25 protein-coding genes are annotated in these 25,501 nt (G+C 72.1%); 12 read left to right on the forward strand and 13 right to left on the reverse strand.

Going from position 1 to position 25,501, the window contains the following annotated elements; genetic code table 11:
* The first annotated feature begins 38 nt into the window (after positions 1 to 38).
* Complete coding sequence (locus tag ACWEQG_RS06320; RefSeq protein WP_452282248.1) at positions 39 to 1,544, forward strand: aldehyde dehydrogenase family protein; 1,506 nt, start codon at positions 39 to 41, stop codon at positions 1,542 to 1,544.
* 158 nt (positions 1,545 to 1,702) lie between these two features.
* Here the strand turns inward: ACWEQG_RS06320 and ACWEQG_RS06325 are convergent, their stop codons facing one another.
* From ACWEQG_RS06325 to ACWEQG_RS06335, 3 genes are all read right to left on the reverse strand, one after another.
* Positions 1,703 to 2,494 (reverse strand): ThuA domain-containing protein, encoded by a 792-nt coding sequence (locus ACWEQG_RS06325; protein ID WP_452282250.1) that lies wholly within the window; start codon positions 2,492 to 2,494, stop codon positions 1,703 to 1,705.
* 313 nt (positions 2,495 to 2,807) lie between these two features.
* Positions 2,808 to 5,765: an AAA family ATPase gene (locus ACWEQG_RS06330; RefSeq protein ID WP_452282252.1), complete on the reverse strand. Its 2,958-nt coding sequence runs from the start codon at positions 5,763 to 5,765 to the stop codon at positions 2,808 to 2,810.
* 13 nt (positions 5,766 to 5,778) lie between these two features.
* A complete protein-coding gene (locus ACWEQG_RS06335; RefSeq protein WP_452282254.1) occupies positions 5,779 to 6,483 on the reverse strand; it encodes a hypothetical protein in 705 nt (234 codons plus the stop codon).
* Positions 6,484 to 6,829: 346 nt separating this feature from the next.
* Here ACWEQG_RS06335 and ACWEQG_RS06340 point away from each other — a divergent pair, with 346 nt between their 5' ends.
* Positions 6,830 to 7,156: a carboxymuconolactone decarboxylase family protein gene (locus tag ACWEQG_RS06340; RefSeq protein WP_363465313.1), complete on the forward strand. Its 327-nt coding sequence runs from the start codon at positions 6,830 to 6,832 to the stop codon at positions 7,154 to 7,156.
* A gap of 51 nt (positions 7,157 to 7,207) precedes the next feature.
* Positions 7,208 to 7,957 (forward strand): SDR family NAD(P)-dependent oxidoreductase, encoded by a 750-nt coding sequence (locus tag ACWEQG_RS06345; RefSeq protein ID WP_452282256.1) that lies wholly within the window; start codon positions 7,208 to 7,210, stop codon positions 7,955 to 7,957.
* A 1-nt stretch (position 7,958) separates the two neighbouring features.
* Here ACWEQG_RS06345 and ACWEQG_RS06350 read toward each other — a convergent pair whose 3' ends face one another.
* The gene (locus tag ACWEQG_RS06350; RefSeq protein WP_452282258.1) at positions 7,959 to 9,197 is read right to left on the reverse strand and encodes a nucleotide sugar dehydrogenase; all 1,239 of its coding nucleotides are present in this window, start codon (positions 9,195 to 9,197) and stop codon (positions 7,959 to 7,961) included.
* Between the two features lie 165 nt (positions 9,198 to 9,362).
* On the opposite strand from ACWEQG_RS06350, the gene ACWEQG_RS06355 reads away from it, so the two are divergent.
* The gene (locus tag ACWEQG_RS06355; protein ID WP_452282260.1) at positions 9,363 to 10,532 is read left to right on the forward strand and encodes a glycosyltransferase; all 1,170 of its coding nucleotides are present in this window, start codon (positions 9,363 to 9,365) and stop codon (positions 10,530 to 10,532) included.
* The gene (locus ACWEQG_RS06360; protein WP_452282263.1) at positions 10,529 to 11,638 is read left to right on the forward strand and encodes a hypothetical protein; all 1,110 of its coding nucleotides are present in this window, start codon (positions 10,529 to 10,531) and stop codon (positions 11,636 to 11,638) included. The genes ACWEQG_RS06355 and ACWEQG_RS06360 overlap by 4 nt, the downstream gene beginning before the upstream one ends.
* A gap of 6 nt (positions 11,639 to 11,644) precedes the next feature.
* Here ACWEQG_RS06360 and ACWEQG_RS06365 read toward each other — a convergent pair whose 3' ends face one another.
* Positions 11,645 to 12,865, reverse strand: coding sequence for an ABC transporter ATP-binding protein (locus ACWEQG_RS06365; RefSeq protein WP_452282265.1), 1,221 nt, complete (start codon positions 12,863 to 12,865; stop codon positions 11,645 to 11,647).
* A 124-nt stretch (positions 12,866 to 12,989) separates the two neighbouring features.
* Here ACWEQG_RS06365 and ACWEQG_RS06370 point away from each other — a divergent pair, with 124 nt between their 5' ends.
* Positions 12,990 to 13,994 carry a LacI family DNA-binding transcriptional regulator gene (locus tag ACWEQG_RS06370; protein WP_363465298.1) on the forward strand — a complete coding sequence of 335 codons (1,005 nt, stop codon included), beginning with the start codon at positions 12,990 to 12,992 and terminating at the stop codon, positions 13,992 to 13,994.
* Here ACWEQG_RS06370 and ACWEQG_RS06375 read toward each other — a convergent pair.
* Entirely contained in the window at positions 13,984 to 14,472 is a 489-nt protein-coding gene (locus ACWEQG_RS06375) for a glutathione peroxidase (protein WP_363465296.1), read from the reverse strand. The genes ACWEQG_RS06370 and ACWEQG_RS06375 overlap by 11 nt on opposite strands.
* A 317-nt stretch (positions 14,473 to 14,789) precedes the next feature.
* On the opposite strand from ACWEQG_RS06375, the gene ACWEQG_RS06380 reads away from it, so the two are divergent.
* The gene (locus ACWEQG_RS06380) at positions 14,790 to 15,383 is read left to right on the forward strand and encodes an aggregation-promoting factor C-terminal-like domain-containing protein (RefSeq protein ID WP_452282267.1); all 594 of its coding nucleotides are present in this window, start codon (positions 14,790 to 14,792) and stop codon (positions 15,381 to 15,383) included.
* Positions 15,384 to 15,406: 23 nt separating this feature from the next.
* Here the strand turns inward: ACWEQG_RS06380 and ACWEQG_RS06385 are convergent, their stop codons facing one another.
* Positions 15,407 to 16,090: a TetR/AcrR family transcriptional regulator C-terminal domain-containing protein gene (locus ACWEQG_RS06385; protein WP_452282269.1), complete on the reverse strand. Its 684-nt coding sequence runs from the start codon at positions 16,088 to 16,090 to the stop codon at positions 15,407 to 15,409.
* Between the two features lie 105 nt (positions 16,091 to 16,195).
* Here ACWEQG_RS06385 and ACWEQG_RS06390 point away from each other — a divergent pair, with 105 nt between their 5' ends.
* From ACWEQG_RS06390 to ACWEQG_RS06400, 3 genes are all read left to right on the forward strand, one after another.
* Positions 16,196 to 17,305 carry a ferritin-like domain-containing protein gene (locus ACWEQG_RS06390; RefSeq protein ID WP_452282271.1) on the forward strand — a complete coding sequence of 370 codons (1,110 nt, stop codon included), beginning with the start codon at positions 16,196 to 16,198 and terminating at the stop codon, positions 17,303 to 17,305.
* Between the two features lie 109 nt (positions 17,306 to 17,414).
* Positions 17,415 to 17,978, forward strand: coding sequence for a hypothetical protein (locus ACWEQG_RS06395; protein ID WP_452282273.1), 564 nt, complete (start codon positions 17,415 to 17,417; stop codon positions 17,976 to 17,978).
* Entirely contained in the window at positions 17,978 to 18,970 is a 993-nt protein-coding gene (locus ACWEQG_RS06400) for a hypothetical protein (RefSeq protein WP_452282275.1), read from the forward strand. Before ACWEQG_RS06395 ends, ACWEQG_RS06400 begins: the two co-directional genes overlap by 1 nt.
* A gap of 116 nt (positions 18,971 to 19,086) precedes the next feature.
* Here ACWEQG_RS06400 and ACWEQG_RS06405 read toward each other — a convergent pair whose 3' ends face one another.
* From ACWEQG_RS06405 to ACWEQG_RS06415, 3 genes are read right to left on the reverse strand one after another with little or no spacing between them, the layout of a single operon-like run.
* Positions 19,087 to 19,425: a DUF202 domain-containing protein gene (locus tag ACWEQG_RS06405; protein WP_452282277.1), complete on the reverse strand. Its 339-nt coding sequence runs from the start codon at positions 19,423 to 19,425 to the stop codon at positions 19,087 to 19,089.
* Positions 19,422 to 19,757, reverse strand: a complete 336-nt coding sequence (locus tag ACWEQG_RS06410) for a YidH family protein (RefSeq protein WP_363465278.1) — start codon at positions 19,755 to 19,757, stop codon at positions 19,422 to 19,424. Before ACWEQG_RS06410 ends, ACWEQG_RS06405 begins: the two co-directional genes overlap by 4 nt.
* Positions 19,758 to 19,810: 53 nt before the next feature.
* Entirely contained in the window at positions 19,811 to 20,680 is an 870-nt protein-coding gene (locus tag ACWEQG_RS06415) for a helix-turn-helix domain-containing protein (RefSeq protein WP_452282279.1), read from the reverse strand.
* 79 nt (positions 20,681 to 20,759) lie between these two features.
* Between ACWEQG_RS06415 and ACWEQG_RS06420 the strand changes: the two genes are divergently transcribed.
* Positions 20,760 to 22,220 carry an MFS transporter gene (locus ACWEQG_RS06420; protein ID WP_452282281.1) on the forward strand — a complete coding sequence of 487 codons (1,461 nt, stop codon included), beginning with the start codon at positions 20,760 to 20,762 and terminating at the stop codon, positions 22,218 to 22,220.
* On the opposite strand, the gene ACWEQG_RS06425 is transcribed toward ACWEQG_RS06420, so the two are convergent.
* Positions 22,201 to 22,566 (reverse strand): hypothetical protein, encoded by a 366-nt coding sequence (locus ACWEQG_RS06425; protein WP_452282283.1) that lies wholly within the window; start codon positions 22,564 to 22,566, stop codon positions 22,201 to 22,203. The genes ACWEQG_RS06420 and ACWEQG_RS06425 overlap by 20 nt on opposite strands.
* A gap of 113 nt (positions 22,567 to 22,679) precedes the next feature.
* Positions 22,680 to 23,393, reverse strand: coding sequence for a ferritin-like domain-containing protein (locus ACWEQG_RS06430; RefSeq protein WP_452282285.1), 714 nt, complete (start codon positions 23,391 to 23,393; stop codon positions 22,680 to 22,682).
* A gap of 122 nt (positions 23,394 to 23,515) precedes the next feature.
* On the opposite strand from ACWEQG_RS06430, the gene ACWEQG_RS06435 reads away from it, so the two are divergent.
* Positions 23,516 to 23,785 carry a ubiquitin carboxyl-terminal hydrolase 14 gene (locus ACWEQG_RS06435; RefSeq protein ID WP_346224152.1) on the forward strand — a complete coding sequence of 90 codons (270 nt, stop codon included), beginning with the start codon at positions 23,516 to 23,518 and terminating at the stop codon, positions 23,783 to 23,785.
* A 90-nt stretch (positions 23,786 to 23,875) separates the two neighbouring features.
* Here ACWEQG_RS06435 and ACWEQG_RS06440 read toward each other — a convergent pair whose 3' ends face one another.
* Complete coding sequence (locus tag ACWEQG_RS06440; RefSeq protein WP_452282287.1) at positions 23,876 to 25,465, reverse strand: Na+/H+ antiporter; 1,590 nt, start codon at positions 25,463 to 25,465, stop codon at positions 23,876 to 23,878.
* Positions 25,466 to 25,501 lie beyond the last annotated feature (36 nt).

A 25,501-nucleotide genomic window follows, 5' to 3' on the forward strand; every position in this document is an offset into this window, starting at 1 on the left:
TCGAGGCTCGGCACCAGCAACACTTCCGGAGGTCAGCGGTGGCTCGGCAGATCGTTTCCGTCGTCGCGGGTGAGGAGCTCTCTTCGGGCACGCCCTACGAGTCGGTGAACCCGGCGCGGCCCGCGGAGACCGTGGCGACCGTCCTGCTCGCGGACGCGGACGGCTTCGCCGGCGCGTGCCGCGCCGCGGCGGCGGCCCAGCGGGAGTGGGCCCGCGTCCCCGCCCCCGTGCGCGGACGGGTGATCGCCTCGATCGGCCGCCTCGTCGAGGCCAACACCGAGACGCTGGCCCGGCTGGTGACCGAGGAGATCGGCAAGCCTTACGCCGAGGCGCTGGGCGAGGTCCGCGAGATCGTCGACACCTGTGACTTCTTCCTCGGCGAGGGCCGCCGTCTCTACGGGCAGACCGTGCCGTCGGAGATGCCCGACAAGAGCCTGTTCACGTTCCGGGTGCCCGTCGGCGTGGCGGCGGTCGTGACGGCCGGCAACTTCCCGGTGGCCGTGCCCTCGTGGTACCTGGTTCCGGCGCTGCTGTGCGGCAACGCGGTCGTGTGGAAGCCCGCGGAGTACGCCGCGGCGTCCGCGCACGCGCTCTACCGGCTGTTCGCGGCGGCCGGCCTCCCCGACGGCGTGCTCAACCTCGTGTTCGCCGCAGGCGACCAGACGTACGCGGGGCTCGACCGCGCGCTCGGCGAGGGCACCGTGCAGAAGGTCGGCTTCACCGGGTCGAGCGCGGTCGGCCGGGCCGTCGGCGAGCTGTGCGGCCGGCATCTGCAGTCGCCCTGCCTGGAGCTCGGCGGCAAGAACCCGATGGTCGTGATGCCGGACGCCGACCTCGACCTCGCGGCGGAGGGCGCCCTGTTCTCCGGGTTCGGCACCGCCGGGCAGCGGTGCACCTCCCTCGGCACGGTCATCGTCCACGAGGACGTGCACGACGAGTTCCTGCGCCGGTTCACCGCCGCCGTACGCGACGCGAAGGTCGGCGACCCGAACGGCGACGTCCTGTACGGCCCGCTGCTCGACCACAGGTTCGCCGAGCGGTACGAGGAATACCTGGACTGGATCCAGCCGCACCACACCGTGCTGCCCGGCCCGGTCGGGCGGATGGACGGCGACGGCCTCTACTACCACCCCGTGGTCGTGGACGGCGTCCGCCCGGACGACCGGCTGTTCCTGGAGGAGACGTTCGGCCCGATCGTGGGCGTGACGACGTTCTCCACCCTCGACCAGGCGATCGACCTGGCCAACCGGCCGGGATACGGCCTGTCGTCGTCCATCTACACAAGCGACCCGAAGGCGGTGTTCCGCTTCCGCGAGGGCGTGTCGGCCGGGATGGTCAGCGTCAACAACTCCACCTCCGGCGCGGAGGCCCATCTACCGTTCGGCGGGAACGGCAAGTCGGGCAACGGCAGCAGGCAGAGCGGCATGTGGGTGCTCGACCAGTTCACCCGCTGGCAGGCCATGAACTGGGACTACTCGGGCCGCCTGCAGAAGGCCCAGATGGACGTCGCGGAGATCACGCCGGACCTGGGCTTCCGGCTCTGATCCCCTGAGGACCTCCTCCCGGCCTCCGACGGCCCGTGGTCCCGGCACGCGCAGGCACGCCGTCCCGGTGAACGCACCGGACGGCGTGCCTTGGTCACCGGAGGACCGGCTCCGGCAGCGGGGGCCGCGTCACGTGGCCGGACGTTCCCCGCTCACCCTCAGTCGCCGTGGGGGTCGCAGGGGAAGTTGGTCACACCGGCGGTCATCTGGATTCCGCCCAGCAGGTGCTTGAGGAACAGCGGGTCGCTGAAGGACTCCTTCGTGTGGCCCATGCCGGTGTACCAGGAACGCCCGCCGTCGTAGTTGTGGCACCAGGCGATGGGGTGGTCGCCCATGGCGCCGGAGCCGGGGTTGTAGGACTTCTCGTCGAGCTCGGCGAGCACGCGCACGCCGGCGTCGCGCGGGTTGGTGCGGTAGTTGTACCACTCGTCCCAGCGGTTCCAGCGGTTCGGCAGCCCGCGGTTGGACGCCGCGCCCTGGCCCACCATCTTCACCGTGGCGTTCTGCTGCGCCGGGTGGTTGCGGAAGTAGGCGCCGACGAGGCCGCCGTACCAGGCCCAGCTGTAGCCCGAGTCCCCCGCGGCGTGCACGCCGACGAAGCCTCCCCCGTTGCGGATGTAGCGCTCGAACGCCGCCTTCTGCTCGGGCTGGCCGAGCGGGTCGCCGGTCGTGGACATGAAGACGACGGTCTGATACTTGGCGAGGTTCGCGTCGGTGAACTGGGCCGCGTCCTCCGTCACGTCCACGGCGAAGCCGTTCTCCTGGCCGAGCTTCTGGATCGCCGCCTCACCGGCGGGGATCGAGTCGTGCCGGAAAGCGGTGGTCTTGCCGAAGACGAGCACGCGGACCTCGGAGTCGTCCGCGGGGGCCGCGAGCGCGCCGGTGCCGGCGAAGGCCGGCGCGATGATCGCGGACAGTGCCGCCAGAGCGAGCAGTCGCTTACGTGACATGGTGACAGTCCTCCTTCTCATGCGTCATGGAGGCCGGCCCACTGGGGGGCGGTGGGCCGGCGGTTCCGTGACGCCCGGCAGGGCCGCGCACCGCCGAAACGGTCTTTACGGCCTCAAGTGGGCGCCAAATTACCCCCTTTGGTCATCGCATGGAAGAAGTTACGTACAAGTTTCAAGAACTTTCGCTTGTGGTAGGACAAAGTCGTGATGACATCAGGGCTTTGCCGAGCGGAGCCGGGGCGGCGTGTTTCACCAGGCCCGGAACACGCCGATCCCCGGCGGGCGGTGGCTCGCCGGGAATCGGATCGATGACCTACGCCTCCGGACCTCGGCGGCCGTCGTAGCCGAGCAGCCGCATCGCGACCTCCGGGTCCATGGCCGCCGCGAGCAGCTGGGCCCGGTCCGCCGCCCGGTCCCTGGCCTCCTCGGCCCGCCGCCGCCCCGCCTGGTGGGAGCGGACCAGCAGGATCGCGACCGTGATGCCGCCGATGACCGCCACCAGCGCGACGGCCAGCAGCACGGCCGTGCCGGCGGGCACCCCGCCGACCGCGGCCGCCCCTGCGGCTCCCCGGGGCGGGGCGAGGAGCAGCGCCCCCAGCAGCACGAGCAGCACCACCGCCACGACGACTCCGACGACCGCCCACAGCGCGCCGTGCGACCGGCGGGCCGGCGCGGCGGGCGGCGTGGCGAACAGCGCGCCCGGGGGAAGCGGCGGCGGCGTGCCGTTCCACGGCACGAAGTCCGGCTGCGCCGCCGCCGGCTGGACCGCCGGGGCGTGCCCGTTGCCGCCGGCCATGCCGTTCGGAGGCGGGGCGACCAGCACCGGCGCGGCGCCGCCGGAGGACGCCGCCACGACCGACGCCTCGATCACCCGCGTCCGCGGCAGCGGAAGCCCGGCCGGGACCTCGCTGTGCGCCTTGTGGGCCGCCACCGCCGCCGTGTGGTACGCCTCGATCTCCTCGTAGAACTCGTCCGAGGTGTAGACCGAGCCGTCGATGAGCGGGCCCATCCTGCCCTCGATGACCGCGACCACGTCGTCGCCGTTGAGCGTCTTGTGCTGTTCCAGGGCATGCGCGACCGACAGCACCTCACGGCGGTTGTCCCGCAGCAGCTCGGCCGTCTTCTCCAGCAGCCGGCTGAGGTTGAACTCGATCCGCTCGGGGAGCATGTCGGGCACCATCTCGTCGCGCCGCCCGGCCGGCGTGCCGGTGAAGCCGATGCCGCCGCCCCCGGGCTGCGGCTGGGCCGCCTTGCCCTCGCGCAGGCCGAGCTCCTGCAGCGCGGGCAGCGAGGCGACCCCGATGCCCATGCCCCAATGGGCCTCCATCAGGCCGGTGATCGCGGTCGCGCTCTGCAGGTCGCCCGAGACGCCGGAGGAGTTGTCCTCTCCGAAGAACATCCGCTCCCCCGCCAGGGAGGCGAGCGACACCATGATGTCGGCCTCGTACTCCGACTTCCACCGGGTGAACTGGTCCTCCGGCTTGATGCTGGCCACCATGCCGAGATAGTCGGCGCCCTTCTCGATCGTCGCCAGGTCGATCTCCAGGTGGTGGCGGGTGCGGTAGGCGGCGACCGCGTGGCACGCCTCGTGCACCGCGACCGCGTGCCGTTCGCGCTCGATGTACTCGACGTCCTCGGGCGGCCCGAGCTGCTTGAGCCGCTTGGCCCGCATCACGTCCGACCAGGTGATCGTCTCCCGGCCGTCCCGGATCGCGGTGATCAGCGACTCGTTGACCAGGTCCTTGATCGTCGCGCCGGTGGCGTACGGCGTGATCGTCGCGAGCTTGTCGATCTGCTCGTCGTCGAGCTCGTGGCTGACCTTGTCGAAGTAGCCCTTGTAGGTGCGGATCCGGCCCGCCTTCGAGGGATAGCCGACCTTGTAGATGCGGTCGATGCGGCCCGGCCGCAGCAGCGCCTCGTCCAGGGCCTCGGGCAGGTTGGTGGCCATCATGATGAGGATGCGGTACTTCGGCGGCGGCTTGGGCCGCATGCCGAGCAGCCTGCGCACGTAGCGGTTGACGAAGCCGCGCGGCTTCTTCAGGCCGCTGATCTCGGTGAGCAGCGCCTCCAGCGTGCCCATCCCGCCACCGCCGCCCATGCCCCCGCCGTACATCAGGCGGTTGACGAAGGCGCCGGTGCGCGGCATCCGCGCCGGCTCGGCCGCGGAAGCCGGGCCCGCGGCCTGACGGCCGAGCACGGTCCGGGTGTGCGGGTCGAGGTAGGCGAAGCCGTTGCACCCCGAGTGCTCGAACGGCGCGGGCACGGACCGGCCCCAGCCGCCCGGGCCGCCCTGCGCGAGCGCGCCGCGGTTGCCGAGCGAGTCGGCCTCGTCGAAGAAGACGATGACGCCGCCGTACCGCAGGGCCAGTTTGCGCAGCTTGCGGAACAGCGACTTCACCTTGAGGACGCCGACGCCGAAGAACATGTTGATGAACGCGCCCGGGTCGACGAACACGTACGGCTTGCCGGTGGAGCCCGCGACGGCCTCGGCCATCAGCGTCTTGCCGGTGCCGGGCGGGCCCCACAGCAGGATGCCGCTGGGCACGTAGCCGCCCCTGGCCTCGATCTCGTCCGGTTTCTCCAGGAAGACGATGTTCTCCTTGACCCGCTCGACGACGTGGTCCTGGCCCCAGACGTCCGAGAAACGCGTCTTGATGTCGTCGGGGTAGTAGACGTCGACGCCGCCCCGCGACAGGAACCAGAAGATCGCCACGAACTGCCCCACGGCGACCACCATGATCAGCATGAGCTGCAGGACCATGGGGAGGAAGCCCCACACGGTGGCCGGCACGCTGTACAGCGCCTCGAGCGGAGAGACCTGCTGCACCTTGCCCAGCACCAGCGCGATGACCGCGATCCAGACGACCCACTTGATCGCGCGGGCGATGCGGTAGCGGTTCCAGTCGTTGAACCTGCGGTGGGTCCAGCGGTTCCAGCCGCCGAAGACCTTCCGGGTCCAGAACCCGTGGTAGCCGGCCGACCGCTCGCTGATCAGGAAGTGGATCTGCCGGAGCACCTCGACGCCCGCCAGCCACAGGACCCAGGGAGCGTTCACCACCGTCTTGGCGACCGCGTCGTACAGCGGGATGATCCCGGGGTACGTCACGATCTCGTTCCACACCAGCACGCCGAACGCGACGGCGAGCAGGATCAGGAACTTGGTCCGGTCCCACATCGGGAGGCGTTTCCTGGTGCGGGGGTCGCGGTCCACCGGACCCGACCCCGGTTCGCGAAGCCCCTCGTGGTGCTTCGGAGGGAGGGCCGTGCTCATGTGAAGGGCTCCTTCACGGGTTGATGACGCGCTTGACCTTGAAGGACTTGACGACGGTCTCGATCTCCGCGGCCCGCTGGCGGAAGCAGGCGGGCGAGCAGCGGATCAGGAGAGTGGAGACCGTCGTCCCGTCGGCGGACAGGTAGGCGGTCTCGTCGAAGGTCTGCACCGGGCCGCCCAGCAGCCGGTAGTTGAACACGCTGCGCACCCCGCGCACGCCGTCCGATATGGGCAGCACCTCGTCGGCCAGCAGCTCGAAGCCCTTGAAGGCCGTGGCCTCCTCCATCTTCTTGCGCGTCTCCTGCGGCACGGCCACGTAGAGTCCGCTGGAGTTGCGGAGCTCGTTGAGCGACACCGCGTTCTGCGCGTCCTCCGTGAGCTTCTCCACCTTGACGAAGACGAACGGCTGGTCGTCGCCTCCGGGCGACCCCTGCAGCAGATGCCCCGCGGACGGCTGCGCGTGGGCGTCGAACGCCCTCGTCCACACCAGCTGTTTCTGCACCTGCGCGGTGGCCGACTCCGTCTCGCCGTAGACCGCCTCGTCGAGCGTCTTCTCGTCGATCTGCCGCCACGACGCCGGGACCTTGAAATAGGTGCCGCCCGAGTCGTCGCGGACGTACGTGTATTCGGGGCCGGCACAGCCGGACAGCAAGGAGGCGGCCATCGCCGCCCCCACGACCGTGCCCACCGCCCCGGCCCTTACCCGCGGTTTTTCCACCAGGGCCAAACCTCCGCTTTGCGGGTCTACGAGGTAGTAGTGCCCGTTTTCCACCTGTCCATCTCACGGTAAGTCGGCGATGCGCCAGAAAACTAGACCGAATCTTTGCCGGATTCTGATTCCTCTCGTTACACGGAGGTTGTTCGACTTCCGGCCGGCCGCGGCACCAGAACGCCCGCGGCGCCGTACTGCTCCTTCCTGGCGATACCCAGTGGACGACCACCGGAAGCGCACGCGGCATGTCGAACAGCCGAGCCGGATGGGCCGATGATGTAACGCCTGACTGCATCGAACACGACAACTTGATGCATGACGTCAGGAATCGCCGTGGGAGGGGCTGGAGGACATGAAGCAGGTCTACGAAGAGGACGGCACCGGCGAGGGGCCGGACGGCTTCTTCGGATCGACGGCGGAGCGCATGTTCTCCGAGGTGTGGTCCCGGCAGGTCCTCACGGTGAGGGAACGGCGGTTGCTGCTGCTCGGCCTGCTCGTCGGCCAGGACATGGACGACATGCTCGCACTGCATCTCGACACCGCCCTGCGCTCGGGCGAGCTGAGCCCGGCCGAGCTGCGCGAGACGGTCGTGTTCCTCACCCTGTACGCCGGATGGCCCCGCGCCGCCCGCCTGAGCGCGAAGGTCGAGGAGCTGATCAGCCGCATCGCCGAGGTGTGACCCCGCTACGGAGCCGGACGGACCGGCCGGTGCGGTGGGTACGCTGCCGTCATGCCCACCGCACTCATCACCGGCGCGACCGCCGGCATCGGCGCCGCCTTCGCGCGCCGTCTGGCCGCCGACGGATTCTCCCTGATCCTGCTGGCCCGCGACGAGGAACGGCTCGCCGCCTCCGCCGAGACCCTGCACAAGCGGTACGGCGTGCCGGTGGAGCCGCTGCGCGCCGACCTGACCACCGAGGAGGGCATGGCGGCGGCCGAGGAGCGGCTGCGCTCCGGGGTGGACCTGCTGGTCAACAACGCCGGGTTCGGGCACCACGGCGGCTTCCTGGACACCCCGGTGGAGGACGAGGTCCGGATGCTGCGGCTGCACTGCGAGGCGGTGCTGCGGCTGACCCGGGCCGCCCTGCCGTACATGATCTCCAAGGGGCGGGGCGGAGTGATCAACGTGGCCTCGGTCGCGGCGTTCCTGCCCGGCGGCACCTACAGCGCTTCCAAGGCGTGGGTGGTGAACTACAGCTCCTCTGCGGCCAACACGGTCAACCGGCACGGCGTGCGGGTGATGGCGCTGTGCCCGGGATTCGTGCGGACCGAGTTCCACGACCGGGCCGAACTCGACATGTCCGGCCTGCCGCGCTTCGCGTGGCTGTCGGCCGACCGCGTCGCCGCCGCCGCGATGCGCGACCTGGCCCGCGGGGCCTGGGTGAGCGTCCCCTCGGCCCGGTACAAGACGGTCGCGGCGCTGGCCAGGCTCCTGCCGCTCAACCTGGTCGGCCGCGTGGCGAAGGTGCGCTACCGCTGACTCACAGACGTTCGACGTTCGGCCCACGGCAGCGGCCCCGGGTGTCGAAGACGAACCGGCTCGCCCGCTGGACCATGTCGTAGTCGTAGCAGTCCTGCCCGCCGAGCACGACGACCGCGTCCGCCCGCGCCAGCTCGGCCGCGTCCGGCTCGACGACCTCGACCCCGGCCGGTACGACGAGGTCGTGGGCGCCCCAGCCCGCGGTGCGGGGGTCGGCGGCCCGCACCCGGGCGCCGAGCCGGCACAGCGTCTTGGCGACCTCGACCGGCGACAGCCCGAGCAGCAGGATCCGGCTGCCCCTGATCGAGCGGCACCTGCGGTTGAGCGCGAGACACAGCCGGTCCACGACCTGGGCGGGCATGTGCGCGTTGACGTCGTTGGCCGTCCCCACCAGGCGGAAGGCCGGTCCCACCCCGCGCCGGATCCCCCACGGCAGGTACGCCACGTCGAGCGGCAGGCAGGGGTCCTCGATCCCGGGGCCGGGCGTCACGGCGGCATGCCCGAAGGGCGTGGTGGCGGCGGCCTCGACCGCCTCCCACACGTCGACGCCGAGGTGCGCGGCGAAGATCGACAGCTCGTTCGCCAGTGCCGCGTCGACGTGCGCGCGGGCGCTCTCCAGCAGGGCGCACAGTTCGGACACCCGGGGTGAGGAGACCGGGACGGTCTCCCGCACCAGCCGGCCGTAGAACTCCGTCACCGCCCGCAGCGAGGCGGCGTCGATGCCCGAGACGACCTTGGGCGTGTTGCCGAGCCGCCAGCGCGGGTTGCCCGGCGCCGCCCGATGCGGGCTGTGGCCGAGGTGGAAGTCGTCCCCCGCGCACAGCCCCGATCCGTGTTCCAGCAGGGGCCGTACGAACTCCTCCGTGGTGCCGGGGTAGGCGACGCTCTCCAGCACGACCGTCGCCCCCGGCCGCAGGGAGGGGGCCACCCGGCCGGCGGCCGTGCCGAGCGGGCCGAGGTCGGGGGCGCCGTTGCGCATCCGCACGGGCGTGGTGAGCACGCAGACGTCGAAACCGGCCGCGTCCGCCGCGTCGGCGCTGGCCGCGTACCGCCCGGAGGCGTGCGCGGCGGCCAGCGCGCCCGCGCCGACTCCCTCGACGCAGGGCTCCCCCGCGTTCAGCCGCTTGACCCGCCACTCGTCCTCGTCGAGGCCGACGACGCGGAACCCGGCCTCCACGGCACGCATCGCCAGGGGCAGCCCGGCGCGGTCCTGGCCCACGACCAGCAACTTCTCCGCCACGCTACGACTGTAGGAGTGACCCCGCCGTCATCTGCGGAATTGACGGACGGGACCGCTTTAAGGCTTGGGTACGGATAGGGAAAAGTCTCTTCCGGCGGCCTCCGGGCACCCCGTCGGCGGTGGGAGCAGGGGCTAGCTTCTCCACATGATCAGGGAGGAGCCAGCATGAAACCGGACGACCGGATTCGTGTCATGGAGATAATCGCCCGGATGAACGTGAGCGGTCCCGCCACCCAGGTCACCGGGCTGTGCGAGCGGCTCAGCGCGGTGGAGTTCGACCACCGTCTGTACACCGGCTACGTCGACGGCGGCGAAGGCGACCATCTGCAGCTTCGCGACGCGACGATCCCGGTCCACCGGGTGCCGGGCCTCGGCCGCGCGATCAAGCCGGCCGACGACTACCGGGCTCTGTTCCGGCTGGCGAACGCGATGCGCGAGTTCAGGCCGCACATCGTGCACACCAGGACCACCAAGGCGGGCACGCTCGGCCGCCTCGCGGTGCGGCTGTCCGGCGTCGGGGCGGCGCGGGTGCACAGCTACCACGGCCATCTCCTCGACGGCCAGCTGTCCCGTCCCCGGCGGGCCGTCTACGTCCGCATCGAGCGCCGGCTGGCCAGGATGACCGACCGCCTCGTCACGGTCGGCGCCCGGGTGCGCGACGACCTCCTCGCCGCCGGTGTCGGCAGGCCCGAGCAGTACGTCGTCATCCCGCCCGGCACCGGGCTCGGCCCGCTTCCCGAACGCGCCCGGGCCCGCGCCGCGCTGGGCGTCCCGCTCGACGCGCCGGTAGTGGCGTACGTCGGGCGGCTGAAGAAGGCCAAGCGGCCCGACCGGCTCGCGGAGGTGGCCAGGGCGGTTCTCGCCCGGCTGCCCGGCACCCGGTTCCTCGTCTGCGGCAGCGGCGAACTGAAGGAGGAGGTGGAGCGGGCCGTCATGCCGATGTGGGACTCCTTCCGGCTGCTCGGCTGGCGCCGGGACGTCGAGACCGTGTACGCCGCGGCCGACGTGGTGCTGCTCACCTCCGACAGCGAAGGCACCCCGCTCGCGCTCGTGGAGGCCGGCCTGGCGGGCCTGCCGGTGGTGGCCACCCGGGTCGGCAGCGTCCCCGAGGTCGTCATGGACCACCGCACCGGGTTCCTGACCGAACCTGACGCGGACGAGATGGCCGACCACGTCGTACGGCTGCTCGTGGATCCCGGCCTGGCGCGGCGGATGGGCGAGTCGGCCCGCACGTGGACCGGGCGCGCCTTCTGCGTGGACCGGCTGGTGGCCGACACCGAGGCCCTCTACCGCGCGCTGCGCGGCGCGACGCGGTCGGAGGTGGGGAGCCGTTGACGCCCCTTCCCATGCCGGCGTCCGTTCCGGCACTGGCATCCCTTCCAGCACTGGAATCCGTTCCGGCCCTGGCGCCCGTGCTCGCGGGAGCCGCCGCCTGCCTGCTCGCCGCCGTGGGGCTGCGCCCGGTCCGCCGTACGGTTCCCTACCTGGGCGGGGTGACGCTGGCGGCGGCCACCGCGGGCGCCGCGATGGTGATCCCCGGCCTGCCCGACCGGCGGGTGGGCGCGGTCCTGCTGGCCGCCGCGGCGGTGGCGCTGCTCGGCCTCATCGCGGACGTCGGCAGGCTGCCGCTCGCCACCCGGCTCATCGTGGAGTCGGTGGCGGCGGGCGGGGTCGTGCTGTGCGGCGTGCAGGTGACGCTGACGGGCGACTGGCTCGACGGGCCGGTCAGCGTCATGTGGATCGTGGCGATGACCAACGCGTACGGGCTGCTCGACCGGCTCGGCGGCGCGCTGGCCGCGGTCGCCGCCGTCACCGGCGCGTTCCTCGCCGGGACGGCGCTCGTGCTGGGCGACCCGTTCCTCGCGGTGCTCGCCGCCGCCCTGGCCGGGGCGTCCCTCGGCGCCCTTCCGTACGGCAGGGCGCGGGGCAGGGTCCGGCTGGGGCCGTCCGGCTCGCTGTTCGCCGGGTTCGTCCTGACCTGCACGGCCGCCGCGCTGACGGCCGGACGGGACACCGCCGTGATCGCGGCCGGGCTGCTGCTGCCGGCGCTGGCGGCCCTCGTGGGGGCGGGGGCGTACGCCGCCCGCCGGCCGCGGCGGTCCGGGCAGGCCCGGAAGGCCACGCCGACCCTGTGCGGCGTCTCGGCCGGCACCGGGACGGCCGGGCTCGCGGTCGCGCTCGGCTGGGTGCCCGCCGGAGCCGCGGCCGCGGTCACCGCCGCGACCGCCGCCGCCTACCTCTCCCATGCGTGCCTGCGGCGCGGCCGCTTCCACGCGTTCCACCCGTTCGACGCGCCGCCCCTCCGGCGCGACGAGGTCGTGCGCGGGAGGCCGGTGGGAGTCTCCGTCCGGGCGCCGTCCCGTGAAGAACGACAGCGCGGGCGCGTGCCGCGCCCGCGCTCCGCAGGAAATCCCCCGCCGCCCTACGTACGGCGGGGGTGACCGGGATCAGCGGCCGATGTTGGCCTCGTGGCCGATGGACAGGCCCGAGTCGACGTCGAAGAAGTGCAGGTTGTGCGTGTCGACGACCAGCTCGATCTCCTGGCCCGGACGGACGTGGCTGCGGGCGTTGACACGCGCGGTCCACAGCGACTTGTCGCCGGTCAGCGGCAGCGTCGTCTCCTCGTCGTCCCCGTCGTGGGCGGCGGCCACCGTGTCCTTGTGCTCGACCGGCGGAGCGTCGATCGTGAACAGGACGTTGATCTCCGAGCCCAGCTCCTCGGTGACGTTGGCGCGGACCGGGATGCGCACCCACCCGGCGCCGTTGCCGCTGGCCGAACCGGCGTCCTCGAAGTCGGAGGGCCGGATGCCGAGGATGATCTTGCGGCCGATGTAGCGGTCGAGGCCCGGCTTCTCCGCGAAGGTCGAGTCCGGGACGGGGAGGCGGTAGCCGGCGAACGCCACGGCCGCGCCGCCGTTGTCACGGATCAGCTCGGCGTAGGTGAAGTTCATGGCCGGGGAGCCCATGAAGCCGGCGACGAACAGGTTGACCGGGTCGTCGAACAGGTTCTGCGGGGTGTCCACCTGCTGGAGGACGCCGTCGCGCAGGACGCAGACGCGGTCGCCGAGGGTCATGGCCTCGACCTGGTCGTGGGTGACGTACACGGTGGTGACGCCGAGGCGCTCGTGGAGCTGGTTCAGCGAGGCGCGCATCGAGACGCGGAGCTTGGCGTCCAGGTTGGACAGCGGCTCGTCCATGAGGAAGGCCTGGGGCTCGCGGACGATGGCGCGGCCCATCGCGACACGCTGCCGCTGACCACCGGACAGGGCGGCCGGCTTGCGCTTGAGGTACTGCTCCAGGCCGAGCATGCGGGCGGCGTCGTTGACGCGCTTCTGGATCTCCGGCTTCGACATCTTGCGCAGCTTGAGGCCGAAGGCGAGGTTCTCCTCGACCGTCATGTGCGGGTACAGCGCGTAGTTCTGGAAGACCATCGCGATGTCGCGGTCCTTCGGGGGAAGGTGGTTCACGACGCGGTCGCCGATGACGATCTCGCCGCCGCTGATGTCCTCCAGGCCGGCGATCATCCGCAGGGCCGTGGACTTGCCACAGCCCGACGGGCCGACCAGCACCATGAACTCGCCGTCCCTGATCTCGAGGTTGAGGCCGTTCACGGCCTTCACCCCGCCCGCGTAGATCTTGTCGACGCTGTTCAGAACGATTGAAGCCATCCCCAGTCCTTCGCGTGTCCGAGACATGATGATGTGGATACGTTTTCAAGACTGTCCCGTGAAATGCCGTCTATTGTCAAGATTTCGATGACACAGGGCATGGAATGATGATGGAATCGTTTCCATGAACGGTCCAGCGCAGCGGCGGATAACCATCAAGGAAGTGGCGGAGGCGGCGGGGGTCGGGGTGGCCACCGTGTCCCGGGTCCTGTCGGGCGGCTCGGCGAGCGCCGGGACCCGCGAGAAGGTGCTCGCCGCGGCGGCGCGCCTCGACTACCGGCCGAGCGCGCTGGGCCGCAACCTGAGGCGCCAGCGGACGGGCGGCATCGGCCTGCTGGTCCCCGACATCACCGACAGCTTCTACGCCCGGCTGGCCGACGGCGTGCTGTCGTGCGCCCGCTCGTACGGCGAGCCGGTCACGGTGGGAGTCACCGGCGACGACCCCGAACGGGAGGCCGAGCTGATCGGCACGCTCATCGAGCAGAGCATGGACCGGCTGATCGCGGTGCCGTCCGGGGACGGGGACATGTGGGCGCCCGCGCTGCGCGCGGGGCTGAACGTGGTGTTCGCCGACCGGCGGGTGCGGGCGGACGTGCCCAGCGTGGTGCCCGACGACCGGGCGGGGGTGCTGACGGCGGTGGAGTACCTGGCCGGGCTGGGCCACCGGAAGATCGCCTACCTCGGCCGGCACGCGCAGTCGCAGCGGGTGAGCGCCTTCACCGCCGCGCTCGCCTCGCTGGGGCTGCCCGCCGACCGGGACCTCGTCGTACACGCCCGGTCGAGCCGCGACTCCGCCTACGCGGCCGCCGCGGGGCTGCTGCAGCACCGGCCGGACGTCACGGCGGTTATCGCGGGCGGCAACGTGCTCGGCGAGGCGGCCGTGCTGGCCGCCCGGGAGCTGGACGTGCGGATTCCCCGGGACGTGTCGCTCATCATGTTCGACGACGTGCCGTGGGCCGAGCTGTGCTCCCCGCCGCTGACGGTGATCGCCCAGCCGGCCCAGGACATCGGCTACCGCGCCGCCGAGCTCGTGCTGCGGCAGGGCAGGCGGCCTCCGACCGTCACACTGCCCACCCAGCTCGTCGTACGGGCGAGTTGCGGGCCCAGGGTCGCGAGCCCTAGGAGATGACCTTCTCGATCGCCTCGGCGATCTCGGGGGCCTCGGGGACGACGCGGGGGCGGAACCGGGCGACCACCTGGCCGTCGGCGGCGACCAGGAACTTCTCGAAGTTCCACTGGATGTCGCCCGCCTCGCCCTCCTCGTCGGGCACGGCGGTCAGCTCGGCGTAGAGAGGATGCCGTCCCGGGCCGTTGACCTCGGTCTTGTCCAGCAGCGGGAAGTCGACGCCGTACGTGGTGGAACAGAACTCCTTGATCTCCTCGGCCGTGCCGGGCTCCTGGCCCATGAACTGGTTGCAGGGCACGCCGACGACGGTGAACCCCCGGTCGGCGTACGTCCGCTGGAGGGCGACCAGGCCCTCGTACTGCGGGGTCAGCCCGCACCTGGACGCCACGTTGACCACCAGGGCGGCCCCGCCGCCGAGCAGGCCGCCGAGGGTCGTGCCCTCGCCGTCGATCGTGGTCACCGGAATCTCGAGAACGCTCATGTCCGCACCCTAAACGAGGGTCCCGTCCGGGCTCGCCGCAGGGCGCGCCGGACGGCCGCACGGTAACCCGCGCCTCGCCGGAGGGTCGGCGTTGGGGGGCGGAACGGCAAAGAACCGGCCGCGGCGTGTCGCGATGCCGTCGGCGAGGCGGCTGTCCGTATTTCAATCCGCGTGAGGACCCGTCGCGGTGCCCGCCGGAAGCTCTTGGTGATCCGGTGCGGGCCGAGCGGACGGCGGCGCCCACGCCATGGGCGCCGCCGGACGGAGGGCGTCACGCACGCCCGCCTTCCGCACGCGACCCGACGACAAGGACCGATTTGGACAGCAAAAGCCTTCTACGCAACACAGTCGCCGCCCTCATCGCGGCCACCGTGACCGGTGGCGGAAGCGGAGTGGCGTGGGCCGGCGAGTGGACCGCCCTGAACCAGACCGGGGAGACGGACCGGACCGGGGAGACCGACCAGTCCGAGGCAACGGGCCAGACCGGGGCTACGGGGCAGACCGAGGCTACGGAGCGGACCGCGGAGAGCGTGCGGCCCGTCACCCACCTGGGCGTGTGGACGACGCGGGCGGCGGCGCAGCCGCCCCGGTTCCGCCGGGCGCCGGCGAAGGTCCGCAGCAAGGCGTACGCCTTCCGGCTCGTCACCCGCCGCACCTGGTCCGGCCAGCAGTTCCAGTGCCTGGACAGCCTGTGGACCAGGGAGAGCAACTGGGATCACCGGGCCTACAACCAGGGCTCGGGCGCCTACGGCATCCCGCAGGCGCTGCCCGGGGACAAGATGGGCTACGCCGGCAACGACTGGAGATTCAACCCGCAGACCCAGATCAAGTGGGGTCTGCGCTACATCAAGGGCCGCTACGGCTCGCCGTGCGGCGCCTGGGGCCACTTCCGGTCCCACAACTGGTACTGACCCGGGCGGAGGCGCCCGGCGGCCTACCGCCGGGCGCCTCCGCCGCCGGTCGGCTCGCCGGTGCCGCGATCGGCCGGCGCGCCCGCCCGTACGGCCATGGCCTGGACGAGCAGCTCCAGGCCGAACTCGAACTCCTCGTCGTGATCGCAGAAGTCCAGATGCGGCCGCAGCTCACTGACCACGGGGAACAGAGTCGGATCCACATCCGCGATCGCCGCGCCGGCCCGCACCGCGTCGACCGGCACCGGGGCGAACGTCGGGGTCACCCCCACCTCCCGCAGCAGCGAGCCGACGACGTACGCGATGAACATGCGCAGCATGCGGACGGCCTCCCGGCCGTCGAAGCCCGCGTCGCGCAGGGTCGCCAGGGCGCGCTCCACCGGGAGGAGGCCCGCCGTCGACCCCAGTTGCCTGCTCACCACGACCATCGTCGAACGGGGGTAGTGGTGGGCGATGCGCCGGAAGGCCCGCGCCTGGATGCGCACCCGCTCGGTCCAGTGGGCGGACGGGTCGTCGGTGAAGCCGATCCGCGACAGCACGTCCTCGGCGACGGCGTCGAGCAGCGCGGCCTTGCTGGGCACGTGGTTGTACAGCGACATGACGCCGACACCGAGCTCGGCGGCGATCCTGCGCATGGAGACGGCGTCGGCGCCCTCCCTCTCGATGAGCTCCACGGCTGCGGTGACGATGCGGTTCCGGTTGAGCATGACCGAATCCTCCCTCACCGCGGACGTCCGGCCTCCATTGACGTACGTACAGCATACGTGACACGCTCGCGGGAAACGTACGGTGTACGTCAGAGGAGGTCCCCCGTGTCGACCCACGAGCTCTACACCATCCCCGCCGAGCTCTCCACCTGGGACGTGGAGATGACCGGCGCGGCCCGTTTCACCTGGGAGTACGACGACGGCCGGGACCGCATGCTCGCCCTCTACCAGAAGGGCAAGGACAAGCAGTGGGACTCCGTCAAGCGGATCGACTGGGGCATCGAGGTCGACCCGTACGACGTGCTCGGCGTCCCCGACACCACCCTCGCGATCCACGGCACCCCGCTGTGGGAGCGGATGGACCGGCGGCAGCGCGACGAGGTGCGCAGGCACAACGCCGCCTGGCAGTTCTCCCAGTTCCTGCACGGCGAGCAGGGCGCGATGATCTGCTCGGCCCGCATCGTGGAGTCGGTCCCCGATCTCGACTCCAAGTTCTACGCCGCCACCCAGACGATGGACGAGGCGCGGCACGCCGAGACGTACGCGCGGTTCCTGCAGGAGAAGGTCGGCCTGGCCTACCCCATCAACCAGCACCTCAAGGCGCTGCTGGACAGCACGCTGAGCGACTCGCGCTGGGACATGCCCTACCTCGGCATGCAGGTGCTGATCGAGGGCCTGGCCCTGGCCGCGTTCGGAGTCATGCGCGACGTCACCACCAAGCCCCTGCCCAAGCAGATCCTGGCGTACGTGATGCAGGACGAGGCCAGGCACGTGGCCTTCGGCCGGATGGCGCTGCGCGACTACTACCGGAACCTGTCCGACGCCGAGTTGCGCGAGCGCGAGGACTTCGTGATCGAGGGGTGCTACCTCATGCGCGACCGGCTGCGCGGCCAGGAGATCTGGGAGAACCTCGGCCTGTCGCGACAGGAGGTCGGCGACGCCATGGAGTGCGTCGACCGGTCGGAGTACCTGCGGCTGTTCCGCGCGCTGCTGTTCAGCCGGATCGTGCCGTGCGTGAAGGACATCGGCCTGTGGAGCCCCCGCCTGCGGCAGGCGTACGCCGACATGGGCGTGCTCGACATGGCCGGGCAGAGCCTCGACGCGCTGATGCGGCAGGACGAGGAGATCGCCGACCGGCTCGACGCGGAGCGCTTCGCGCGCGAGGAGAAGGAGCGGGCGGACGAGGTCGCCGGCACCATCGCCGCCGCCGACTGACCGTCACTCTGGGCGGCCGGGGCGATCCCCACGTCCCGGCCGCACATCGGGCAGTTGATTCGCGGCCGTTGTCCCCACCCGTGCGGGATCCTTGCCATACTCCGTCTTCGTGACACTGGAGTTGACGCGGAGTGGCCGCGGGTCCCGCCGGCTCATGGTCGGGGCGATCGGCCTGGTGCTCTTCCTGATCGCCGGCCTGGGCTCGTACGCCGTCGCGCGCGCCGACCGCGAACAGGACACGAGATACTGCGGCCACGACTGCATCCCCGGCATCAGGATCGGCACCGTGGTCGAGGCTCTGCAGGGTCAGGGGCACACCTGCGCCGACAAGAGGCAGTTCTGGTCCTGTGAGCTCAAGGTCGGCAAGGTACGGTTCGAAGCGGATCTCTTCCGCGTCCCCAACGTGGCGGACTTCTACGAGTACATCGGCAAGGTCGAGGCCAGGATCGTCAACCCGGACAGCACCACTGCGGCGGCCGGGCTGGACTACATGTCGTGGTTCGCGGCCCTGCCGCACCGTGACGATCCCTCGACGGTCAAGAAGGTCCACGGCTGGCTGGCCGAGCAGATCACGGGCGACGGGGACATCACCTTCGTTCTCGACTGGGAGTACGCGCTGGAGCGCGAGGCGAACACCCGGTCCGTCGAACTCACGATGAAGAGGAGATATTGATGGCGGCGCCCCCCGGCCGGCCGTACTCTCCCGACGGCAGGTTCTGGTGGGACGGCGCCGCCTGGCAGCCGGTGCAGCCTTCGCCTCCCGGGTCCCCCGCCCAGCGGAACCCCGGCGTGCCACCATCCCCCGGGTTCTCCGCGCAGCAGGACCTCGGCGTGCCACCGCCCCCCGGGTCCGCCGCCTGGCAAGGCGGCACCGTGCCAGCGCCTCCCGGCTCTCCCGGCCGGCGGGGCGTCACCGTGCCACCGCCGCCGGGGCCCGCGACGACCGGTCATCCGTCCGTCGCCTCACCCTGGCCGCAGCCGCCCGGGCCGCAGCCGGCTCAGCCGTACGCCGCCCAGCAGGGGCCGCCCTACGCGCCGCCCGGCGCCGGGGGTCCCCCTCCTCCCGGCGTGGCCCCCCAAGGCCGCCGACGTGGAACGGCGGTGTTCGTGCTGGTCACCGCGGGCACGCTGATCGCGGCGCTGGCGCTGGGCGGAGCCACCGGCGCCGCCATCGGCCTGGCGACCACCGAACCGGTGACGGACGCCTCCGCGCCTGCCTTCCCGGCGAGGTTCCCCACGGCGAAGCAGCGGTACCTGCCCAAGGTGACGGTCGACATGGTCGCGGTGAAGTGGCTGCAGGCGGCCAATGGCTGGACATGCGCGAAGTCCGCGGCATCCGATCCGCTGACCGGCGCCAAGACGGGAATGATCTGCCGGCCCGGCGACTCCGCCAGGCAGCAGATGTCCGTCTTCATCTGGTACGACGGGCCCGACAAGGTGGTGTCCGTGAAGGCCGACTGCAAAATCGGCGTCGGGGCGAAGGCCTGCACGAGTCTCTTCACGAAGATGGCGGACACTCTGCTGTCCCCCAGCAGGAGTCTGCGCGCGAAGGCGGAGACGTGGGCGGGCGAGAACGCGGACAGGGCGGCGGTGACGGCCATCGGCGGCATCCGGCTGCAGACCAGCCCGCGCCCGCACAGCATGGAGGCCGTGCCGGCGATCTGAGGGTTCCCGGCCGCGATCCGCTCGGTGACGTGCCGCTCGGCCTCGGCCGCCGCGCCGCTCCGGGTCCCGGCACGCGGCCGGTTGCCCACGTTCGGTTCCGCTCGGCCTCGGGTGGTTCACATGGCCAGCATCAGCACGAGAACCAGCGCCGCGGCGGCGACGGCCAGCGCGCCGGCCCAGGCGATGAGCCCGTCCCGCCGATGGTCGAGCGGGTGACCGTACCGCAGCGCCCGTTCCAGGCGGCGATGGCGAACCCCGGTACGCAGAAGCAGGACCGCCCCGGCCAGCGCGGCGGCCGCGAAAGGAGCGGCGAGGCCGGGCAGGTCGTGCCGTACGGCGAGCCCCGCCATCACCATGGCGGAACCCGACATCGTCACGGCGGTACGGACCCAGGCGAGCCGGGTCCGCTCGCTGTGCAGACCCGGCCTCGGCACGCCGCCCACGGGCCCGGTCACCTCGACAGGAGGATCAGGACGAGGGCCAGAACGGCCACCCCCGCCACGCCGTACCCGAACAGAGGGGCCAAGGCGGGCGGCGGAAGCGCGCGGTCCTGCCGGAGCGCCCGGTCGATGTGCCGCCAGCGGGGGTAGGCCGAGCCCGCGGCCACGGCCGACAGCAGCACGAGCACGACGGCGAGCAGGGTGCGCACCCACGGCACGAAGACGCCCTCGGGAACGACCGCGATGCCGATGCCGCCCGCGCTCAGCGCGAGCGAGGTGGTGATCCAGGTGAGGAACGTGCGCTCGTTGGCGAGGACGAAGCGGGGGTCGGGTTCGTTCTCTTCCATACGAGAACGCTATTTCCGCCCCTTTTCCCCTAGATTTGTCGGGGTTGCCGTTTTCATCGACCGTCGGGCGAAGCACCGGACGGCACGCGTGTGGTGGTGGCGGCCAGATGCCGCAGCTTCCGCTCCGACTCCGACCCGGCCTCCGCCGCGAACAGGTCCATGCCCTGCAGCTCCGGGTCGCCCGGCAGGCCGACGAGCTCGGCGGACAGCCGCAGCTCGCCCACGACCGGGTGATCGAGGACGTACTCGCGGTACGTCGCGGCGGCCACGTGGTGCTCGTTCCACAGCTCGCGGAACTCGGGGCTCTGCCGGCAGATCGTGTCCACCTGCTCCATGATCTGGGCGTTCTTCGGATAGCGCGCGGCCAGGACGCGCAGCTGGGCCACGTGTTCCCGCGCGAGCCGCGCCCATCCCTCGCCGTGCATGCGCCTGATCTCCTCGTCTAGGAAGATCAGGTGCGCGATGGTCCTGCGTTCCGCGGGGATGGCGGCGAAGTCGGCGAAGACCGCCGCTGCCAGTGTGTTCCAGGCGAGCACGTTCGCGTGCCGGCCGAGGACGAAGGCCGGAGTCAGCACCAGCGAGTCCAGCACCCGCTGCAGCCCCCGTCTGACGGGAGCCGGCGCGAGGTCGCGGCCGCGCTGCGCCGGCCGGGCCAGCGCGTGCAGGTAGGCCCGTTCGTCCCCGGTGAGCCGCAGCACGTCGGCGACCGCGTCCAGCACCTCCGCCGAGACGTTGCGGCCGTTGCCCTGCTCCAGGCGCGTGTAATGGCTGACGCTCACCCCGGCCGCCAGCGCCAGCTCCTCCCGGCGCAGCCCGCGCACCCGCCGTGTCCCGTTGCCGCGGTAGGGCAGGCCGACGTCCTCGGGCCGCAGCCGCGCCCTGCGGGACTTCAGGAACTCGCTCAGCTCCGCTCCACGGTTCACGATCGCCAGCCTAGGCAGAGATTGAGTAGTCAGAACGCGGGGATGGCTGGGGTCCGCGGCCGCGGCCAGGCTTCCGGCCATGCGATCCGTGATCCCTCTCGTCCTCCTCGGCCTGGGCAGCATGATCACCGCCCTGGACTTCACCATCGTCTACGTCGCGCTGCCGCAGATCGCCCGCGAGGCCGGCTTCTCCCCGCACGCGCTGCAGTGGGTGGTCAGCGCCTACGCCGTGCCCTTCGGCGGCTTCCTGCTGCTCGGGGGCCGCCTGTCCGATCTGCTCGGCAGACGGCGGATGTTCGTCTCCGGCCTGCTGCTGTACGGCGCCGCCTCGCTGCTGGGCGGGCTGGCCGCCTCCCCGGCCCCGCTGATCGGAGCCAGGGCGCTGCAGGGGCTCGGCGGCGCGGTGCTGATGCCCGCGACCCTCTCTCTGGTCGTCACCATGTTCGCCGAGGGCCGGGCGCGTACCCGGGCGATGACCGTGTGGGCGGTGAGCGGTGCGGCCGGGCTGAGCCTCGGCGCGCTGCTCGGCGGGCTGCTGACCGGCGCGTTCGGCTGGCAGGCGGTCTTCTTCGTGAACGTGCCGCCGGCGGTGGCCGCGGCCGCCGCCGCGTTCGTCGTCCTGACGCCCGACGGGAGGCGGCGGGCGGGCGGATTCGACCTTCCCGGCGCGCTCACCGGGACCGCCGGCGGGACGCTGCTGGTGTTCACCGTCGCGCAGGCCGGCGAACGGGGCTGGGCCTCCCCCGCCGTCCTGGCCTCCGCCGTCGTCGGGGCGGCGCTGCTCGCCGGGTTCTTCGTGATCGAGAGGCGCGGCCGCACCCCGTTGCTGCCGCCGCGGCTGCTGGCCAACCGGCACACGAGCGCCGGGGCCGTGGCCATCCTGGTCTACGGCCTGACGCTGCAGTGCGTGCCGTACTTCCTCACGCTGCACTTCCAGGACGTGCTCGGTTACGGCGCCGTCGAGTCGGGTCTGGCCTTCCTGGGGCCGACCCTCGCGATCACGGCGGGCAACCTGGCCGCCGAGCGGCTGATCCCGCGGCTCGGGCTGCGCGGCACACTCGTGGTCAGTCTGGGCGTCGGCGCGGCGGGCACGGCCGCGCTGGCGTCGCTCCTGTCGCCCGGCGCGTCCTACCTCGGCCTGCTGCCCGGCCTCGCGGGCTACGGCCTGGGCGCGGGCCTGTCGTTCGCCACCATGTTCATGGTCGCCTCGACCGGCGTGGCCCCGCACGAGCAGGGCGTGGTCTCCGGCCTGTCCTCCACCGTCCTGCAGGCGGGGTCCGCCGCCGGCCTCGCCGTCCTGGTGTCCGCGGCCGGCCGCGACACCGCCGGCCTCACCGGGCAGGCCCTGCGCGCCGCCACCTCCGAGGGCCTGCGCTCGGCCGTCTGGATCGCCGCCGCGATCTCCGTGATCGGCGTGGCGGCCGCGCTGGCCCTTTCACCGGCGCCCGCCCGTACGGCGGCCCAGGCGACCGGGCCGCGGGACGCCGGCACGTCGACCGGCCGCGGTACCGGCACCGGGTCTACAGGCAGGCCTCGCTGACCTGGCCCAGGTACTTCGCGCCGTCGGTGGCGACCTTCTGCGCCGCGTCCACCGCCGCGTTGGCGTCGTCGACGTTCAGCTTCTGCAGGCTGTCGGCGAGCCCCTGGAGGGCGTCCCTGAGCGTGGTGTCGGCGGCCTTGTTCGCCATGCCCTCCAGGTCGGCGGCGCCGTCCTCGAGCTTCTGGCGCATGGCGGCGGGGTCGTCGACGACCTTGCCGATCTCGCTGACGGTCCGGCTGATCAGCTGCGTCGCCTCGGCGCACGACTGGGCCTTGTCCGCCGTCGCGCAGCCGGTGACCAACAGGACGGCGGCCGCGCAGGCGGCGGCGAACGGGAGGAGTCGCATGCCGGTCACCCTACCCAACCGCCGCCCGCCCGCCGCGGGATCAAGTCGGGCTCCTTTCCGCGGCCCTCCGCCCGCACCGCCGGCCGCCGTGAGCCGAAGCCGGGTCCCGTTCCTCACCGCGCCATGACCTCGGCGACGACCCCGCGGAAATAACCGGTGACCTCACAGGCGAAGGCCGTCCGCGACACCCCGGCCACGCGCAGGGCATCCCCGTGACCGATCACGACCACGGTCAGCACGCCCGCAAGCAGCGACCACCACAGGGCCGAGACGATCACCCGCGACAACCGGGACGACTCCCGGAAGGACCGCCGCAGCCGGTCCCGATGGAAGGGCACATGGCGCAGTTCGTCGGCGAGGATCCGGCCCGCGACCTCCGCCGCCAGGAGGTCCGGGACGCCGTCGCGCACGGCCCGGTAGTAGCCGAGCGCGACGACCTCCGCGAGCATCAGGACCATCAGCTCGGTGCGCAGTCCGAGGAGCCGCCGCAGCCGGACGAAGGCGGCGTCGGTCCAATGGCCGGAGATCGTGGCGGCGCCCGCCGACTCCAGGAGCCGGCTCAGCAGGCGGGCGTGCTCGCGCTCCTCGGCCACGAACAGGCGGACCGCCTCCGTGTACACGGGGTCGCCCGCCCGGCGGGCCTTGTCCAGGAGGCGGGCGCCGTCACCGTCCTCCCCCACCTGGAACCGCTGCAGACTGCATACGAGGGCGGGCTCCAGACGGGCTCCCGCGCTCCAGTCGGGGTCGCCCCAGGTGCGCCGCAGCAGCGCCGCGCCTTCGAAGTCGTGTAACCAGGCGGTGAATCCGCCCGTGTCGACCGTCGTCATGACCCACGAACCTACGGAGGCGATGTGCAGATTCCGGGGGGCGGTTCGTAGAGGTTCGGTGCGAGAGGCCCCCGGCCGGGCGAGGCACCGATCACCCGATGAAGCGCCGTAACATCTGCGGCATGGGGAACTGCGAACACCTGCTCGTGACGGCCGACCCGCAGCCGCTCACGCCGGAAGGCTGCCAGGAGTGCCTGGAGCGCGGCATGCGATGGGTCCACCTGCGCAAGTGCCTGGAGTGCGGCCACATCGGCTGCTGCGACTCCTCTCCCGGCAAGCACGCCACCGCCCACTACAAGGAGACCGGCCACCCGGTGATGCGCTCGTTCGAGCCGGGCGAGGACTGGCGGTGGTGCTTCGTGGACCAGCGCCTGGGCCAGGCCGTGTCCTGAGTGCCGTGTCCTGAGTGCCGTGTCCTGAGTGCCGTACCTGAAGTGCCGTACCTGAAGTGCCGCGTGCCGGGCGCCGGGTCCTGAGCCCGCTCAGCCGCGTTCGAGCGTCGCCTCCTCGAAGTCGAGCTCCTGCATGACCCGGTGGAGGACCTCGTCGTCGATGCGCCGCTCGTCCCGCAGCCGCACGAACACCTCGCGTTCGGCGGCGAGCATCTCCCGGCGCAGCCGCCGGTAGACCGAGGCGGGGGTCTCCTCGCCCTCGGGGCCGGTGCCGCCGCCGAGCCGCTCCCAGGCGTGCAGGGCCTTGCGCTCGGCACGGGCGCGCAGCTGCTCGACCACCTCTTCGTGGACCTCCAGCACGCCGTCGGCGGTGAGCTCCTCGAGCCGGGCGAGGGCGGCGGCCGCGGCGGCCTGCTGGGCGCCCGCCTCCGCGAGGTCGTCGCCGTAGCGCTCCCGCGCGGTGGACACCCCCAGCCGCCTGATCAGCCAGGGGAACGAGAGACCGTGGACGATCAGCGTGCCCACGACGATCGTGAACGTCAGGAACAGCAGCAGATTGCGCTGGGGGAACTGCTCGGGCAGGGCGAAGGCCGCGGCCAGCGACACCACCCCGCGCATGCCCGCCCAGCTCGTCAGCATCACGTTCTGCCAGGACGGCGTCTTGGGCTCCCGGGCGCGCACTCTCTTCGACAGCATCCGCGGCAGGTAGGTGCTGGGCGGCACCCAGGCGATCCGCACGAGGACGACCACCAGGAACAGCACGATCGCGTACGTCGCCAGCTCCCCGGGCCGCTCGCCGCCCAGCCCAGCGATGATCGGGCGCAGCTGCAGCCCGATCAGGGCGAACACGATCGACTCCAGCACCAGGTCGGCGACCTTCCAGACCGCGCCCGACAGCAGGCGGGTGCCGTACGTCGTCCGGCTGAGCTCGTGGCCCAGGTAGATGCCGACGATCACGACGGCGATCACACCGGAGGCGTGCACGGCCTCGGCCGCGAGATACGCGGCGTACGGCACGAGCAGCGAGACGCCGTTGGCGATCAGCGCGTCGTCGAGCCGCCGCAGCGCGACGCCCGCGACGTACGCGATGGCGAGACCGATCGCGATGCCGAGGCCGGCGGCCAGGAGGAACTGCCCGCCGATGTCGAGCAGGCCGGCGGCGGCGCCGGTCATCGCGCCGACCGCGACCCGGTAGGCGGTCAGCGCGGTGGCGTCGTTGAACAGGCTCTCGCCCACGAGGATGGTCAGCGCGCGTCGCGGCAGGCCGAGCCTGCGCCCGATGGCGACCGCCGACACCGCGTCGGGCGGCGCGATGATCGCCCCGAGCGCGAAGGCCGCGGCGAGCGGGAGATCGGGGACGATCGCGTGCGCGACGAAGCCCACCACCACCGTCGTCGCCAGGACGAGACCGACGGCCAGGAGGCCGACGGGCCTGGCGGCGTCGCGCAGCCGCAGGTACGAGCTGTCCAGTGCCGCCGAGTAGAGCATCGGCGGCAGGAAGACCAGCAGGACGATGTGCGGGTCGAGGCTGTAGTCGGGAACCCCCGGCACGTAGGAGGCGGCCAGTCCCGCCATCACCAGGAGCAGCGGGGCCGACCAGCCGCGCCAGTTGGCCAGGGCGGCGACGCCGAGGGCGCCGGCCGGGAGCAGGAGGAACTGCAGTGCCGTTGACGTGTCCATCAGACGACGAGGTTACTTACAGCTGGAACTCCTGCT

Source organism: Microbispora sp. NPDC004025, assembly GCF_053604425.1.

What these genes read in the sequence shown, in the direction of transcription:
- ACWEQG_RS06330 (WP_452282252.1), bottom strand. Translation starts at nt 5,765, where the DNA reads ATGAGCACGGCCCTCCCTCCGAAGCACCACGAGGGGCTTCGCGAACCG.
- ACWEQG_RS06435 (WP_346224152.1), top strand. Translation starts at nt 23,516, where the DNA reads ATGGGGAACTGCGAACACCTGCTCGTGACGGCCGACCCGCAGCCGCTC.
- ACWEQG_RS06420 (WP_452282281.1), top strand. Translation starts at nt 20,760, where the DNA reads ATGCGATCCGTGATCCCTCTCGTCCTCCTCGGCCTGGGCAGCATGATC.
- ACWEQG_RS06375 (WP_363465296.1), bottom strand. Translation starts at nt 14,472, where the DNA reads ATGAGCGTTCTCGAGATTCCGGTGACCACGATCGACGGCGAGGGCACG.
- ACWEQG_RS06430 (WP_452282285.1), bottom strand. Translation starts at nt 23,393, where the DNA reads ATGACGACGGTCGACACGGGCGGATTCACCGCCTGGTTACACGACTTC.
- ACWEQG_RS06340 (WP_363465313.1), top strand. Translation starts at nt 6,830, where the DNA reads ATGAAGCAGGTCTACGAAGAGGACGGCACCGGCGAGGGGCCGGACGGC.
- ACWEQG_RS06400 (WP_452282275.1), top strand. Translation starts at nt 17,978, where the DNA reads ATGGCGGCGCCCCCCGGCCGGCCGTACTCTCCCGACGGCAGGTTCTGG.
- ACWEQG_RS06325 (WP_452282250.1), bottom strand. Translation starts at nt 2,494, where the DNA reads ATGTCACGTAAGCGACTGCTCGCTCTGGCGGCACTGTCCGCGATCATC.
- ACWEQG_RS06425 (WP_452282283.1), bottom strand. Translation starts at nt 22,566, where the DNA reads ATGCGACTCCTCCCGTTCGCCGCCGCCTGCGCGGCCGCCGTCCTGTTG.
- ACWEQG_RS06440 (WP_452282287.1), bottom strand. Translation starts at nt 25,465, where the DNA reads ATGGACACGTCAACGGCACTGCAGTTCCTCCTGCTCCCGGCCGGCGCC.
- ACWEQG_RS06365 (WP_452282265.1), bottom strand. Translation starts at nt 12,865, where the DNA reads ATGGCTTCAATCGTTCTGAACAGCGTCGACAAGATCTACGCGGGCGGG.
- ACWEQG_RS06385 (WP_452282269.1), bottom strand. Translation starts at nt 16,090, where the DNA reads ATGCTCAACCGGAACCGCATCGTCACCGCAGCCGTGGAGCTCATCGAG.
- ACWEQG_RS06345 (WP_452282256.1), top strand. Translation starts at nt 7,208, where the DNA reads ATGCCCACCGCACTCATCACCGGCGCGACCGCCGGCATCGGCGCCGCC.
- ACWEQG_RS06410 (WP_363465278.1), bottom strand. Translation starts at nt 19,757, where the DNA reads ATGGAAGAGAACGAACCCGACCCCCGCTTCGTCCTCGCCAACGAGCGC.
- ACWEQG_RS06355 (WP_452282260.1), top strand. Translation starts at nt 9,363, where the DNA reads ATGAAACCGGACGACCGGATTCGTGTCATGGAGATAATCGCCCGGATG.
- ACWEQG_RS06370 (WP_363465298.1), top strand. Translation starts at nt 12,990, where the DNA reads ATGAACGGTCCAGCGCAGCGGCGGATAACCATCAAGGAAGTGGCGGAG.